This is a genomic window from Rhizobium leguminosarum bv. viciae USDA 2370 (assembly GCF_002008365.1).
GTDB classification, from domain to species: Bacteria; Pseudomonadota; Alphaproteobacteria; order Rhizobiales; family Rhizobiaceae; genus Rhizobium; species Rhizobium leguminosarum.
The window spans coordinates 1-15,116 of sequence record NZ_MRDL01000023.1 but is presented as its reverse complement, the minus strand read 5'-3'; the positions used below and the strand labels follow the sequence as shown (position 1 = coordinate 15,116).

Annotated in this window: 11 protein-coding genes and 4 pseudogenes; 10 read left to right on the top strand and 5 right to left on the bottom strand. The window is 58.5% G+C overall.

What is annotated here, in order from left to right:
• Positions 1 to 129 precede the first annotated feature (129 nt).
• The 3 genes from BS629_RS10250 to BS629_RS38880 form a co-directional block, all read right to left on the bottom strand.
• Positions 130 to 765, bottom strand: coding sequence for a hypothetical protein (locus BS629_RS10250; RefSeq protein WP_183628100.1), 636 nt, complete (start codon positions 763 to 765; stop codon positions 130 to 132).
• Between the two features lie 68 nt (positions 766 to 833).
• Positions 834 to 1,154 (bottom strand): Nif11-like leader peptide family natural product precursor, encoded by a 321-nt coding sequence (locus BS629_RS10245; protein ID WP_077988140.1) that lies wholly within the window; start codon positions 1,152 to 1,154, stop codon positions 834 to 836.
• Positions 1,155 to 1,456: 302 nt separating this feature from the next.
• On the bottom strand, positions 1,457 to 1,600 hold the full coding sequence (locus BS629_RS38880; protein ID WP_131706237.1) for a hypothetical protein: 144 nt from the start codon (positions 1,598 to 1,600) through the stop codon (positions 1,457 to 1,459).
• Positions 1,601 to 2,341: 741 nt separating this feature from the next.
• Between BS629_RS38880 and BS629_RS40210 the strand changes: the two genes are divergently transcribed.
• The 8 genes and pseudogenes from BS629_RS40210 to nifH (BS629_RS38200) all read left to right on the top strand — a co-directional run.
• The gene (locus tag BS629_RS40210) at positions 2,342 to 2,470 is read left to right on the top strand and encodes a hypothetical protein (protein ID WP_259671699.1); all 129 of its coding nucleotides are present in this window, start codon (positions 2,342 to 2,344) and stop codon (positions 2,468 to 2,470) included.
• Positions 2,471 to 3,251: 781 nt separating this feature from the next.
• Positions 3,252 to 3,916, top strand: a pseudogene (locus BS629_RS10235) (thiamine pyrophosphate-binding protein); the annotation flags it as partial.
• Between the two features lie 95 nt (positions 3,917 to 4,011).
• Positions 4,012 to 5,166 (top strand): annotated as a pseudogene (locus tag BS629_RS10230) (thiamine pyrophosphate-dependent enzyme); the annotation flags it as partial.
• Between the two features lie 55 nt (positions 5,167 to 5,221).
• Positions 5,222 to 6,403 carry an iron-containing alcohol dehydrogenase gene (locus BS629_RS10225; RefSeq protein WP_077988137.1) on the top strand — a complete coding sequence of 394 codons (1,182 nt, stop codon included), beginning with the start codon at positions 5,222 to 5,224 and terminating at the stop codon, positions 6,401 to 6,403.
• A gap of 108 nt (positions 6,404 to 6,511) precedes the next feature.
• Entirely contained in the window at positions 6,512 to 7,117 is a 606-nt protein-coding gene (locus tag BS629_RS10220; protein ID WP_245315074.1) for a poly(R)-hydroxyalkanoic acid synthase subunit PhaE, read from the top strand.
• On the top strand, positions 7,114 to 8,220 hold the full coding sequence (phaC, locus tag BS629_RS10215; protein ID WP_077988136.1) for a class III poly(R)-hydroxyalkanoic acid synthase subunit PhaC: 1,107 nt from the start codon (positions 7,114 to 7,116) through the stop codon (positions 8,218 to 8,220). The genes BS629_RS10220 and phaC overlap by 4 nt, the downstream gene beginning before the upstream one ends.
• Positions 8,221 to 8,230: 10 nt before the next feature.
• A complete protein-coding gene (locus BS629_RS10210) occupies positions 8,231 to 8,482 on the top strand; it encodes a CoA-transferase (RefSeq protein ID WP_094231116.1) in 252 nt (83 codons plus the stop codon).
• A gap of 81 nt (positions 8,483 to 8,563) precedes the next feature.
• A pseudogene (gene nifH, locus BS629_RS38200) lies at positions 8,564 to 8,719 on the top strand (nitrogenase reductase); the annotation flags it as partial.
• A 410-nt stretch (positions 8,720 to 9,129) separates the two neighbouring features.
• Here nifH (BS629_RS38200) and BS629_RS10205 read toward each other — a convergent pair.
• Together BS629_RS10205 and nifH (BS629_RS38195) are read right to left on the bottom strand one after the other, a co-directional pair.
• Positions 9,130 to 9,846, bottom strand: a complete 717-nt coding sequence (locus BS629_RS10205; RefSeq protein ID WP_077988135.1) for an NPP1 family protein — start codon at positions 9,844 to 9,846, stop codon at positions 9,130 to 9,132.
• Between the two features lie 379 nt (positions 9,847 to 10,225).
• A pseudogene (gene nifH, locus BS629_RS38195) lies at positions 10,226 to 10,330 on the bottom strand (nitrogenase reductase); the annotation flags it as partial.
• Between the two features lie 1,023 nt (positions 10,331 to 11,353).
• On the opposite strand from nifH (BS629_RS38195), the gene BS629_RS39675 reads away from it, so the two are divergent.
• The gene (locus BS629_RS39675; protein WP_245315073.1) at positions 11,354 to 12,517 is read left to right on the top strand and encodes a hypothetical protein; all 1,164 of its coding nucleotides are present in this window, start codon (positions 11,354 to 11,356) and stop codon (positions 12,515 to 12,517) included.
• Positions 12,518 to 13,193: 676 nt separating this feature from the next.
• Positions 13,194 to 14,444, top strand: a complete 1,251-nt coding sequence (gene repA, locus BS629_RS10185) for a plasmid partitioning protein RepA (protein ID WP_077988132.1) — start codon at positions 13,194 to 13,196, stop codon at positions 14,442 to 14,444.
• Positions 14,445 to 15,116: the final 672 nt, after the last annotated feature.

The window sequence follows — 15,116 nt, the reverse complement described above, 5'->3', positions numbered from 1 at the left end:
CATAAACGCATTCTGCGGACTTTGGGCATGAGCAGCGTGTCAAACGCATTTCCCTAAGCTTGGCCAAAAACGAACTTGGCGCCTCGTCGGGCAACAAATGGAGGAACCGCGCCCAGACTCCAGCTCCGGCTAATCAACATTGGAGTGTCGGTTCCACGCCAATCCTCCAGACCGAGATTTGCGCGATGAATTAGGGACGGCCGCGGCCACGCCGCGCCACAGGTGGGCATGCTCTTTGCTATATTCAAAATAACCTTTGAACTGGCCCGCCGAGAGACCGCAAAACCAGCAGCCCCCGGTGCAGCCTTCGCTCAGCTCGAAAGCAATGACGGGGTGTGTGATCGACTCTGCCGATGTGCCCAACACGTCATCGCAGCGGCGCATTTGGCGCTCGCGCCACGCATGGAAACGAGGGGAGGCCACCGACATATTGCCTTGGTCGCGCAGGATGTCGCGATGGCATACCATCTCGTCCATATACTCACGCCAAGTTACAGCCAATGGCCACGACGCACACTCCGGCTCGCGATAGAATTTCCGGTAGCTCGAATGCCAGAGCGGTAGCATCTCCATCGGATCGACTTCAATCCCGTAGCGTGCCGTTACGCTACGAGGGTTGTCGACGTTCTCCGAAAGCGCGCTCTTGAAGGCCACGTCACCGCCGAGGCACTCCAGGAAGCGCTTGATATGGGCCAACGTGCGGACCTCTCCAGTTGTCCGCCGGTTAAAGATCTGTCGATAGTGTTCCTTGGCAGAATGCACCACGAGGTTACCTCCCATTTTCCACTGTCTCATCGGTCCGGGGGTGAATGAGTACCCCCGGGACCGTTTGATTAGACGAGGACCGCAGCGACCACGACTTGCGCTGCCTCAACGGCGGTGGTCGCGGCCACGATGGTCTGGACTGCTTTGATAGAGGTCACAGCGTCCGAATGGCGCTTGCCGACAGCCGGATCGGTCTGTTTGTCGGTCATGCCACTTGGATTTCTGGCCTTTATGTAACTTTTGGCCTCATCGATCGTGAAATCGTAGCCGTGCGTCTTTCCGCTCGCTACCAGTGATGCGAGACCGGTAGCATTCGTTTTCACGTATTCCAGCAGGGTGGCGTCTTTCCCCAGATCGCCAACGAAACGCTCTAGTTCAGTATCAGACATCTTTAATCTCCTTCACGTATTCCAGCAGGCTGACGTCTTTCCCCAGATCGCCAACAAAAGGCTTAAGTTCAGTTTTGGACATCTTTAATCTCCAGATCGCCTCGAGCTCAGAAAGCCTTGGCCGTGCGTGAAGCATGATACGTCTTCGGCGTCTCTCCAACATCGACATCCTCATCACGGATGCCGGCGAGCACGTCCGACGTTTATCAGATTGCGGCATAACAAACCTCCTGACGGTCTAATTAAGATATGACGGTACTAATCCGTCATTTGTCCGAATTATGATCTTTTCGGCAGGAACGTCAACGGCCATTAAGCTGCCGCGCCAACAAAATTACCGGCTCCATCGGAGCAAGGCCTTTCGCGACGGCGGCGGAGACAATTTTGGTAGTGGACTTGCCAATTCCGCCCTTTCCATAGAATGCGATCTGACGCAGAGCTGCCATGCTTGGCGTTCCTTCATGAGTTCGAAGCAATGCGGTTATCCCGCACCGCGGATGCGGCGGCCGTTCCGCTGCCTCGCAATAGCTCTCAAGATTCGTGCCAAGCCGGCCGATTGAGCTGACGAACAACTATTCGCTGCTATTTCAACGATGTGGGCGGAAGATACGCGATTGGGCGAAAACGATTGCGCGTCGCGCAAGCTGACAAAGGTGACGACGATGATTGTCATCAACAACCGACCCTACCGGAAACACTGGCAGGCCAGCGTTATCGCGCTAAACCACTCCCTGGGATACGATCCCACTTACCCAATAGCGCTGTCTCCGGTGGGATCATCGACGACGATCAAGCGCCGCGGCGAGCGATCCCATTCACCAGGACGAGGTAACCTCGTCCCGCATCTGGTACCCTGCATAATGTTGCCGTCTGGCGCGCGCGCCTGCTCCGCCATCGGCCAAAAATGTTTGAGCGGCCTCTCCCCACTCAAGGGACCACGACGTCGAGCAAATGACGCTTGCCGTTTCATAAATGTATTCGGCCCTGCGCGCCTGGAGTGCTGTTGCAGCTGGTCATGATGACAGGTCCGCACGCTCCGTTCGGAATAAAGAGTTCGGGCACGAAGCCTTTTTTCACAGGATTTACGGCATGTTGATCGACCGTTTCGTCCATCACTATGCCAGAGCGTTGCAATTGAGCGAAGAACGTCAGGCGAAAGCAGGATCTCCGAAGGACGATTGTCCGGCATGCAGGAAAAGTCCGAACACAGCGATTCCCTGCTTGATGATGCCAAGGCCTTGCGCAGGGAGGCGGACGATCCCGTTGGTGTGGGTGACCTCAGCGAGGCTCTCGCCGTGCGCCTGCGACCTGAATAATCATGACGCTTGCATGAACGAAGGTGACACCCCTGCAGCACGGTCTTGTTCAACGATAGCTCTGCGACAGTTCGCTTCAGCTTGACGTTCGCCCTTCCAAAATGGCGTTGACGCTTCACCTTGCGAGGGCATCAGACCAGTATATTTTGTGCTAATTTAGAAGGTCGCGTTAGAAGCTTCTACTTTGCGACAGACATCGGCGATCAGCCTCTCCCTCTATCAAAATTCGGGACAATGCGATCTCCGCTTAATTTTTTCCTGCGCGGGTCGTAAGTCGACAAATGCAGTTCCAGATGACCCGATTAACCGAAATTCTCCACGCCAACCTACGACATCGTCGTCACCTTTGTCAGCTTGCGCGACGCGCAATCGTTTTCGCCCAATCGCGTATCTTCCGCCCACATCGTTGAAATAGCAGCGAATAGTTGTTCGTCAGCAAAATCGGCCGGCTTGGCACGAATCTTGAGAGCTATTGCGAGGCAGCGGAACGGCCGCCGCATCCGCGGTGCGGGATAACCGCATTGCTTCGAACTCATGAAGGAACACCAAGCATGGCAGCTCTGCGTTAGATCGCATTCTATGGAAAGGGCGGAATTGGCAAGTCCACTACCAAAATTGTCTCCGCCGCCGAAGCCGTCACGAAAGGCCTTGCTCCGATAGAGCCGGTAATTTTGTTGGCGCGGCAGCTTAATGGCTGTTGACGCTCCTGCCTAATGACTTTAGAAATGCATCATGACGGATTATTTCCGTTATATAATAGTAGACCGTCAGGAGGTTTGTTGTGACGCAGTCTGTTAAACGTCGGAAGCGCAAGGTCAAGGGGTCTGACCTCTTTGTGCGGGGGCTTGAGGAGCAGGGGGTCAAATGCATCTTCGGCATCCCCGGCGAGGAAGTCCTCGACATCATGGAATCCATTCGCAAGTCGAAGACGAAGATAAAGTTCGTGCCGACCCACACCGAGTGGGCCGCGGCCCTCATGGCTGCGAACTATGGCCGCCTGACTGGCAAGACCGGCGTCTGCCTCGCCACTTGCGGTCCGGGCGTGCTCAACTTCCCCAACGGGGCTGGCTATGCCTTTCTCGGCGGGATGCCGCTTCTGATGGTTGGCGGCCAGAAAGCGATCAAGAGCCGCCCCCAGGCAGGTTTTCAGAGGGTCGACGCCGTCGCGGTGATGAAGCCCGTGACCAAGCTCGCAATACAAATCGCATCGGCGCAGTTGATCCCGTCGATGGTCAGGGAGTCCTTCCGCGTCACCCAGGAGGGAAAGCAGGGGCCAGTGTATCTTGAGCTTCCGGAAGATATTGCGGCCGAAAAATGCGAGGAGGAGGAGGTCTGATGATTGCGCCGACGCCCCATCACCGCAGCCAAACGTCCGCTTCTGATGTTCGGGGCAGTCGCCTCGCGTCCCCGATCTACACCGGATTCGCGCAGTTTACGATTCGCACAGTCAGCAATCGAAAGGAATTGACATGACAAGGCAACGAAAGAACACTCGCAGCCCTGAGGGCGAAAAGCGCATGGTCAAGGGGTCCGACCTCCTGCACCAGTTCGAACGGCCGATAGCAAGCGATGCGACCCTCAATCAAATCGCCGCCCGCATCACCGAAGCCAAAAGTCCGCTTCTGATATTCGGGGCAGCCGCCTCGCGTGCCGCCGCCTCTAATCTCGGCTTGGCAGCGGATATGGCGCAGTTTGTGATCCGCACCGGCATTCCGTTCCTTACCACTCAAATGGGCAAGGGCACCGTGTCCGAGAGCTCCCACCTCTATATGGGCACGCCGGCGCTATCCGAAGGCGAGGATGTGCATGAGGTCATCGACAAGGCCGACCTGATCCTCCCGATCGGCCACGACACGACCGAAAAGCCACCGTTCATCATGCGCAAGGGCGGCCAGGAGGTCATTCACATCGCAGAACAGCGGGCACCATTCGAGCCGGTCTACTCCCCGCAATACCAGCTTATCGGTGAGATCGGCCATTCGCTGAAGGCGCTGGGCGATCGCCTCGAGGGCAAGCTGCCAAACGCGCAGGCGCTTCTTTACCTACGCGAGCCCATTCTCGAGCGCACCGCCGCGCGGGCGACGGAGGACAGCTTCGCGCTACAGCGTTTGGTCAACGATATAAGCGAGGTGATGACGCCGCATGACAGCATCCTGGTGCTGGACAACGGCCAGTACAAGATCTCGGTCGCTCGCAACTACCAGACCAATGCCCCCAATACGCTGCTGCTCGACAATGCTCTTGCAACAATGGGAGCAGGACTGCCGTCGGGGATAGTTGCCGCAATGCTCTATCCCTTGCACCGCGTCATGGCGCTCTGCGGCGACGGCGGCTTCCAGATGACCAGCCAGGAACTGGAGACGGCCGTCCGCCTCAAGCTCAACCTGGTCATCGTCATCCTGAATAACAAGGACTACGGCATGATCAGCTGTAAGCAGGCCTCCAAGGGTTACAAGAATTTCGGCACCAAATTCGACAATCCGGATTTCGTGAAATTGGCCGAATCCTATCACGCCAAGGGCACGCGCGTCGAAACGCCGGACGATCTGGTGCCGGCGCTGGAAGCCGCTTTCGAAGGCGGCGGCGTCCATGTTGTCGAAGTGGCGATCGTTCATTCGGATTACAAGCGAGGGCTCACCGATAAGCCGCGCTCGCGCAAAGCGAAACCAACGAAGCGCCTGAGCGACCTAGGATAAACCGCCTCGGACAGGCCGCCCTGCCGCCCGAGAGACCCAAGTGAGGACCAAAAGCATGAAAGCCTTTACTTTCCAAACCCCGACCAACATCCGTTTCGGCGCAGGCGCGTCCAGCAAGATCGGCGAGCTCCTCAAGGGCTACAAGGCCGCCCATGTGCTGCTCGTCACCGACGAGAAGGTGTGGGCGGCCGGGCTGACGCGCAATGCGGAAGCGGCGATTGCCGAAGCCGGCATCGCGCTCACCGTGTTCGACGGCGTGGTCGTCGACGCGCCGTCGCATGTCATCGAAGCGGCGGCAGAAATCTGCCGCGAGCGCGGCGTCGACACTGTCGTGGCAATCGGCGGCGGCAGCGCGCTGGATACGGCAAAGCTCGTCGCCTATCTCGCCAAAACCCCGGACAAGCTTGATGCTATCTATGGTGTCGACCGTGCCACCGGCGACCGACTGCCGCTGCTGCTGGTGCCGACCACGGCCGGCACCGGATCGGAAGTGACGCCGGTCTCCATCGTTAAGACGCCAAACAACGAGAAGAAGGCGGTGATCTCGCCGCGCCTCCTCCCGGACTGTGCGATCCTCGATCCCGAACTGACGCTCGGCCTGCCGCCGCACCTCACCGCCCAGACGGGCATCGACGCCATGGCGCATGCGATCGAGGCCTATACCGGCAAGATCAAGAAGAACCCGATCTCCGACCAGCTCGCGCTGAAGGCGCTGGCGCTGCTGTCGGCCAATCTGAGGAAAGTGTGCGCGGACGGCTCGGACCTCGAAGCGCGCTCGGAAATGCTGCTCGGCTCCATGCTGGCCGGCATGGCGTTTGCCCATTCGCCGGTTGCAGCGGTGCATGCGCTCGCCTATCCGATCGGCGAGATCTTCCATGAGGCGCACGGCCTCTCCGTTGCGCTGGTCCTGCCTTACGTGTTGGAATTCAACCGGCCGGCGGCCGAAGCGCTCTATGCCGAGCTCTCCGACGTTATCCAGCCCGGCTATCGCCGCCAGTCCGATGCGGCGGACGCTGTGGCCTTCATCGCCGAGATCGAGGCGATCTGCCGAGACTGCGGGGTGCCCGGCTCGCTTTCGGCGGTTGGAATCGGCGAAGGCGATCTTTCCAAGCTGGCGGAGGATGCGATGAAACAGAAGGATCGCCTACTGGTCAATAATCCGCGCGAGCTCGACTGTGATCAGGCCCGGGCGATCTATGCCAGCGCGCTTGCGGGCCGCGGCCCGGCCGCAGACTAGTGAGCCGGCCATGACCCCGAGCTCGGACGACCAACCGGAATTCTCGCAGATGCTGCTGCGCATGTCGGAAATGTGGCGCAGCAGCATGGAGCAGGGGAAATTGGAAAAATGTGGTTCAACTCGATGATGCCCTTCCTCACCACGCGCGCGGCCGACAGCAGCCTGTTTGCCGTCGCGCAGTGCGGCGAGATCTCAAAAACCATCAAACGCATGGCGGAAGCCCCGCGCCTTGCCGACATGTGGAACCTCGACCGGCAGGTCTACGCGCTGATGGCGGCCTGGATGGACGTGAGCCAATGCATGGCGGCCTATCACGCCATCGCATCCGTGCCGTGGAGCAAGGCCTATGAACGCTACAGCGCGACGCTCGCCGACACGAAGGAAGGAGACGCCAAGGATTTCGGCTGGCGCAAGGCCTTCGACAAGTGGAGGGACATTGCGAACAAGGAACTGATCAGCAACCTGCGCTCTAAGGATTTCCTCGCCGCGCAGCGCGAATTGCTGCTCGCCGGGCTGGAGCTGCGCACCCGCCAACAGCAAATGACCGACAGCGTCGCGAAGCTGTTAGGCGTTCCGAGCCAGCACGACTTCGACGAGCTGACGCGGCAGTTCACGGAACTCAGGCGGGAGGTGCGCGCCAGCCGCAGGGCACAGCGCGATGAGGCCGAAGATGCACGCGGCCTCGCCACACAACCAGGAAGGGATGAGTCATGACCGAACCCCGCGAAACCGCCTTCAACAGCTTCCTGAAGGATTTCGCCGAGAATGTCGGCAAGTTTCACAAGGGGGCGGACGTGCTCGCCGGGATCCGCGACGAGGATGTCGATGTCGGAGCGACGCCGAAGACGCTCGTCATGCGTCGCGACAAGGTGGAACTGTTCCGCTACGAGCCGACGGCCAAGCGCATCGTCGAGACGCCGGTCCTCATCGTCTATGGGCTGATCGGCCGCTACACTATCGCGGACCTCCAGCCCGACCGCTCGCTGGTGCGTAGCCTGCTCGCCAAGGGCATCGACGTCTGGCTGATCGACTGGGGCAAGCCCGGCCGCGCCGAGCGCTGGCTGACGATGGACGACTATGTCGACGACTATATCCACGAGGCGGTGCACCGGATCTGCCGCGAGACGGGGCATGACAAGGTAACGCTGCTCGGCATCTGCGAGGGCGGCTTCTTCGCCACCTGCTATGCGGCGCTCCATCCGGAGAAGGTCAAGAACCTGGTCCTGACCATCACGCCGATCGACTTCCACGCCGATATCGACGACCCGGCGGCCAGTCAAGGCCTCCTCAACATCTGGACGCGCTCGCTTGCGCCAGAGGATATCGATCGCATGGTCGATGCGTTGGGCGTCATCCCCGGCGAATTCATGAGCTTGATCTTCTCGCTCATGACGCCGATGCAATCGCTGACCAAGTACAATGTCAACCTCATCGACATCGCCGGCGACAAGGACCTGCTGATGAACTGCCTGCGCATGGAGAAATGGCTGGCCGACCGGCCGGATCACCCGGGCGCGGCCGGCCGGCAATGGCTGAAGGAGCTCTATCAGGGGAACCGCCTGGTCAAGGGCAGGTTCGAGCTGTCGGGCCGCATCGTCGACCTCCACGCGATCGACGTGCCCGTGCTCAACATCTACGCGCTGAACGACCATATCATTCCGCCGGCCTGTTCCAAGGCGCTCGGCGGCAAGATCGGCAGCACCGACTATATGGAGATTCCGCTTCTGAGCGGGCATGTCGGCCTGTTCGTTTCGAGCAAGTCGCAGGGCACGCTCACCAAAAGCATGGTTGAATGGCTCCAGGCACGGGACGGGTAAGAGGATAGCGATGCGCAACAAATTTGTCTCCGCCGCCGAAGCCGTGGCGATCATCCGTTCGGGCGATAGAGCCGATTTTTCCGGATTCGGCGGCATCGGCACGCCGGAGGCGGTGATCTGCGCCGTCGAGAAGCGTTTCCTCGAAACGGGCGAGCCGAGCAATCTCACCTTTGTCTTTGCCGCCGCCCCGGGCGGCGGCAAAGACAAGGGCCTCAACCGACTGGCGCATGACGCTTGCGTCCATCGCGAGCTGGGCGGGTGATAGGAAACGACCAATTGGCGTTGCGCGGAGCGACGACGGCGGTGGTAAGGGAGCGAAACAGAACTGTTAGAAGCCAGGACTAACTTCCACAACTATGACGTATCCTATGACGTTATTTGCGGCGGCTTCGCGTTGCCTATCCGTGAGAATAAAGCTCAGGAACCGACATCGTCTGTCGGTCGAGATGGTAGCACTCTATGCAGCCAACAACATCGCCAAGGCATCCTGAAATATGCTGTAGGTCGGCAGCGTCCTTCTGGGCGGCGGCCTAAGCGTCAGGTCTACGAGATGATGTGATACGGAGAATGCCGCAGTGCAATCGCGGGCACTTTGGAGAGGGCAGGCATGTCAACTCGCTCAGCGGCTGTCTACGCAATTTAACGGTAAGAGCGCGATGAGGGCGCCTGGAGGCGTGGGGGTTGACAATGAGTTGGCACTCCCCGGCGCATGATCGTGCTCATCCAGGATCGGCGTGATTCGCGCAGAATCCAGCCCTGCTTAATACGAACCGCGAAGTGCATGGGTTTCTCCAGGCTCCGATCATATGTGTGCCAGCGTTTCCTCCACTGTGCGCTTGGGCGCATGCCATCGTCGATACTCGTAAAGAGGCGCCGGCGAGAAGGCGAGAAGCCGGCGCCACCCATTAATTACAATAGGGCCTTGCTCAGATTGTAGTAGAAGTTGTAATCGTTGAATGGCACCCCCTTGCCGAAGACATAGGTGTCAAGCGTGTGTCTCGCTGCTGGCGTCATGTCGAACCAGTTTATTGCAGGCTGCATCCCGCCACGAGTCCTGGTGTCAACCAGTGAAGGGTTGAGCGGGAATGGGTTGCGCTGATAGGCGACCAGCGGATGTGTTCCGCTCATGTGAGGCTCTGTCTTCCGGTTGTAATGACCATGGCTTGAGTAGCTGACTGCGTTCACCCGCGCTTGGCTGTCACAACTCGCCGTCCAGACGACGACATTCTGCCAACCAGACCGATGCCCTAAATTGCCGGGTCCGTCGACGTTCTGCTCCTTGGGAAAATACCAAGCGTACATGATCGCGCACTGGCCCCTGAAGGATGATTCCGCTCTGACGTAGACCTGTCCGATGCTTCGTGAGCAATGGCCGTCCATCGCTCCCGACGGGTTCAGGCCGCCGCTGACGTTGCCGGCGGCATCCACGGCCGGGAAAGGGACACAGCCGTTGTAAACCTTGAGATAGGGCTGGAAGGTCTTGAGGAAGCCGGAGGTGCTGTCGGGAAACCCTTGGACCTTATCGTGATCAATGACATCAGCCGCGCGCGTCGGCCCCGATAGTGCGCAAAGGGAGATTAACGCGGTAAGCAGAGTTCGCCGATTATGGGGAAGGGTGAGTGCCATGTTGTGTCCTTCGCTGTTTGAACGATTCGGTCCGCAAAATGAATGCCGACGCTAAACCGTACGAGGTTAGTGGTAGGTCGCAGCGGTGAACTCCCGTCTTTGGGCGCCGTTCTGTTAATGCTTAGACTTGTTAGGCTTCCGCTTGGACTTGCCGACGCCCCCGATGCCGACCTCCGCCTTACCGTAATCCGCCTTGCCGACCCCTGCTTGCCACCTCTGACCCGCTTGACGAAGAATGCTTTCTTCCGCTTAATCATCTTGAAACCTTCTCGATCGAACTAATTTCCCGAGGCCGCCGATCTTGCTGGACGCGCCTGGCCGAAAGGCTGTTGGACGGGGTCTGAAATCCTCTGTCCCTTAAGGATCGCATTCGGCGAGCGATCTTCTGGCCGTGGTCAACAAGGGCCGCCAGCGTATTTTGAGAGGTAGTGGATTTGCCAATTCCACGCTTTCCACAGAATGCGATCTGATGTTGTGATGCTATTGTTTGTCCTTTCACGTGTTCGAACAATGCGGTTATCCCGCAACGCGGATGCGGCGGCCGTTCCGCTGCCTCGCAATAGCTCTCAAGATTCGTGCCAAGCCGGCCAATTGAGCTGACGAACAAAGTATTTGCTGCGATTTCAGCGATGTGGGCGGAAAATACGCGATTGGGCGAAGACGAATGCGTGTCGCGGAGCGGACAAAGGTGAGGACGATGTCGTATCATCAACAATCGACCCTACCTGAAAACACTGATAGGCTAGTGCTATCGCGCTAAACCAATCCTTGGGCCCCGCCTGCCCCACAGCGCTCTCCGGTGGGATGATCGACGACGATCAAGCGTCACGGCAAGCGGTCCCATTCACTAGAACGAGGTAACCTCGTCCCGCATCTGGTGCCTGGCATGATGTTGCCGCCAGTCGATTCCTCGGCAATCAATCCGACGAAGGACGATCGTGCGGCATGCATGAAAAGTTCCGAACTTAGCGTGTCGGCTCGATGGCTTTCAGGTCCAAATGCAGAGGGTGTGCGCGGAGGATCAGCCAAACCTTGTGGCGAAGCGCTGTATATACGTCGGATCCCACCGCCAAGCCGAAGGACGTGGTCCACAAGGCGCCGCTGGCCCGAAGACCTTCATTCAGCACTCCACTGAGAAAATTCAATGAGTTGACGAAAGGCCTGCGCCGACGGAGCAGCGCAGCAAAGCGCTTGTTGGCTGGCACGGGCCTTGCGTTTTATAACGCGACGGCATAAAAGCGTCAAAGACGTCAAAAGCTGTCGCGACGAAAATAATAACCAAATTGAAATGGAGACAACGTCGGAACTAACTCGACGCCATCGCAAAGGACTCTGGGCCGCATACGCGCGCGGCGCGCAGCTGCGATTATCTATTTCCAGACACATGACCTTGCGCTCGGTCCGCGCGACGGTTTCCACGCGAGGCGGGATGTCTCGAATAGGCAACGAAAATACAAAATCCCCTCCGAAAAAGCTCGGAGACTGATGAAACTGCTAGGAGAACAAGATGCGCTGGATTTCCAGATTACTTGCAACGGGTGCCGCTTTTACGTTGGCGTCCATACCCCTCGACGGCTTCGCTCAGTCGGTCGATGCCAACCTCGCAATCAACAGGCCGGACGAGGCGTCTTGGCGTTTCCTCGCTTATGTCGCTAGTCCCGTCGCGGCGACGCCTGGCAAGGTTTTGTTCGAAACATGGGCTTCGAACGAAGATACATTCACTCCGCGCCCGGTTTTTCCGGGCGCCAAAGGTGACCCGTCCTGTGGACAGTCGGGTGCAGCGGCGGAAATCGCCGCTCCCGTGGCCAGCCCAAAAATACTGAGTCTTCCAGCCCTCCAGCAGTTGGCTCCGATGGGCCTCGTCCCGCATGGGTCGCCCGACGGGAGCGAAGAAGTTCGCCGCAACCAGGCGACTTTCGATTACATCGTTTGCAACCAGCTCTTTACCAAGGCCGGTCTGCGATCCTTCTATAATGCCGGCCGGCCGATCTCAGCTCCTGTCGGCGCCATGGAAGTCAAGGCAAATTGGGTACCCGCCGATGAGGTCGATAGCGCCGATTATTATGTCAGCGAGGCACCTGACGGGAAGAAATACGCGCTAATCGCCATGCATATCAGCAGTAAGGTGCTGCCCAACTGGACCTGGGCAACGTTCGAGCACCAGAACAATCCAGGCCGTTGCGATTATACCGGATGCCATGATGCCTATGGTGCGGTTGTCGCCGACGTGGACGCGAATGACGTCCCTGATCGGCCCTACAGCGCCTGTGCAAAGAACGACGCACTGAAAGCCATGATGGGCTCTGCAGGCCTTTCACCCGTGTGGGAACATTACTGCCTGAAGGGCAGCCAGACCGACTTCGTCTCGGCGACCGGCTTGCCGACGCATCTCGGCAATTCGGTAACGGAGGCCGGATTCGCCGACACTTCGTCCTGCATCACCTGCCATGCGCGTGCCGCCGTCAACGCAAAGGGAATAAAGACGACGCCAGCAGGATTTGTCGATCCGCCGATGCCGGCGCTCTGTCCCAATCCATCCGGTTCCTGCAGTCCGAATGGCGCGCCGGATCCGAATTGGTTCTGGACCAATCCGGGCAAGCTCGACAAGGCCGCCGTTGCCATGCAGACGGATTTCATCTGGTCAATTGCTCGCTTTGCAATCGGGGACTAACGCCGGCCCCGCCACGACGCTGCCCGAGAAAGCGAACCGCCGAAAGTTGCCCGGCGATGAAGTTATGACCGTCTATCTTCGTGATCGGCGCCGGGTCCGGCATCGCCCCGGCAGCGGAAGGGACCTAGCGGCGCTTGTTTCGCGGAGGACGAGTCTGATCTTGCGCGCGAGCGGCGCAATGTTCTGGGCCAGACCTCTTCTGAATTCAGCCGGCTGGCGCGGATATCGAAGGCACGGGTTGTGCGCTTCGAGATCATTCGCCGCACCGCAACGATCGTCATGTTGTGACAAGAATCTGGATCGATTCAGTTCGCGAGCCCACGTCTTAGGCTAATTGGGACAAGCGGGGCCGCACGATCCGCGGCCATCAGGGCCATAGGGGGTAACGGCGAAGGTCGTGGCACGCTGGGTCGAGTGGTTCCTGTGGGGAGGCCCCGCCGGCATGGAGGATTGTTCGTCCCGCCGAACACGAGCCCAAGCCGGACCCCGGAGCAGAACGATCGCCCAAAAAATCTCGTTCCGCCTTAAGAGGAATAGAGAACAAGAATTCCCTGACGAAAGTATGCAGCCGCAAGTTCTTGGCGCGGCAGAGTGCTTGTTGACGGGCACAGATAATGTGGTAAATCGTGACAGAATAAACACGTCATGCACAAGAAATGCCGTCACGAGGTCACTTATGCCACCCACTGAGAATCCACCTCAAATGGAAACCACTTCGGAGCGCATCGAGCGCCGTATCAACGAACTCTGGGATCGCCTAAGGGAGCGGGGAGCTCCTGATTTTCGAGACCGAGACGACAGGACCCTTCGCTCGTTCTCCTTGGGCGAGGTTGCCGAAATTCTCGGCGTGTCGGGCAGCTATTTGCGCCAGTTGTCAATTGATGGGCTGGGGCCAACACCGGGGCTAGGGACCGCAGGACGGCGCTCCTATACGCTTCGACAGATCAACGAACTCCGCGCTTATCTCGCTTCGGCCCGTCCAAAAGAGGCTTTGAAGTTTTGCCCGCGCAGGCGCGAGGGTGAGAAACTACAGATCATCTCAGTAGCCTCCGGCTCCGCAAGCACCACCACATCGTACTATCTGGCTCAGGGCCTTGCACTTCAAGGATACCGCGTTCTCGCTATAGATCTCGATCCGAAGGGCTCATTGTCGAAAATGTTCGGCTATTATTTTCCGGATATCGGTTGTCCCGACCACCCTACGACCATGTATGGCGCTTTAAGATATGATGACGATCGGGTCAGTATGAGCTCTGTAATCCGACCCACCCATTTTGATGGTCTTGATCTTGTGCCGGGTACTTTCGAGCTCGAAATATTCGAACGGGAAAGTACGAAGCGCTTCGATAATGAGGACTTGAGGCACCCAGACGCTAGCATCAGAATGGTGGATGCGCTCAAGGAAGTCGAGCAGGGCTACGACGTTGTCGTTATCCACTGTGGACGTGGAGGCTTTCTGACCGCGGGTGCGTATGAAGCCGCGACCGGCGTTCTGGTGACGGTCCGCCCTCAATGGCCTGAGATCAAGTCAATGGGCCTGTCCCTCTACCGCTTCTCGCATTTGGTCTCTTTGATCGAAAAGGCTGGGAGGTCGGTAAATTATGATTTCACCAAATATTTGGTGACAGGGCACGATCCGCGTGACGTCTCACAGCAGGAGGCAGTCGCACTACTGCGGGACTGGCTGGGGGATGATCTGTTGACTGCGACCGTCTGGGAATCGGACGCGATCCGGCAAGCTTGGATGAAAAACCGGTCGTTGTATGAGCTGTCAGCGGGAGAGGTAGGCCGGTCGGCGTACGAGCAAGCGATGGAAACGCTGAATTCCACCAATGCGGAGGTAATGGACCTCATAGCCGAGGTTTGGGGCCGTCCCCCGATGTATGTGTCGAGGGCTTCGCGGACTGCAGGTAAGGCGAGTTCCTAATCGAGAGGACTTAATGGTTGTATCATCAATGCCGGCCACGCCGCGTGCGTCTGGTGATTGCCGCCTGTCTCGAGGAAATCGAGATCCTTGGTCGCAGAATCCACCGACCATAATGGCGCCAGGCGTCCCATCGTCGAAAACAGCCTTCGTGAGCCGCTCGGCCCGGCTATGATCGATATGATTGGGATTAGGATAATTAGGGGCGTGCAACGAGCTCAAAGCTCGTAAATTCGATCTAGACCTAATCCGCGTAACGTCATACAGGCCCGCAGTGCATATGATGCCGCAACGATGGGGCCTGACACATGACCGCGCCCGTTCACATGCTCAAGAAAGCTCGACGCCTACTTGCATGGCCCCTGAGCATTTATAGGAAGGCCGTCCCAAACACCCCTACCGCCGAACCAATGTTGTTTCCGACATACCCGATCGCGTGGATCGGGTCGACTGTACCTAACCCGACCGCTCCCGTGACAATCTCAACTCCGCCGGCCTGATATTTGTTCTGCAGCTGTAAGGTCGGGCACCGCCGATGGTCCGCCAGAGGTGGCTCAAAATTCGGCGGTGCACACTTCGTCCGGCTGGAAATTCGGTAAGCCCACGGTGAAAGCCGTCTTGCGATGACGGGCTACTGACTGGCAGTCCTAGTGGTAACGCTAGGAGTAGTCATAT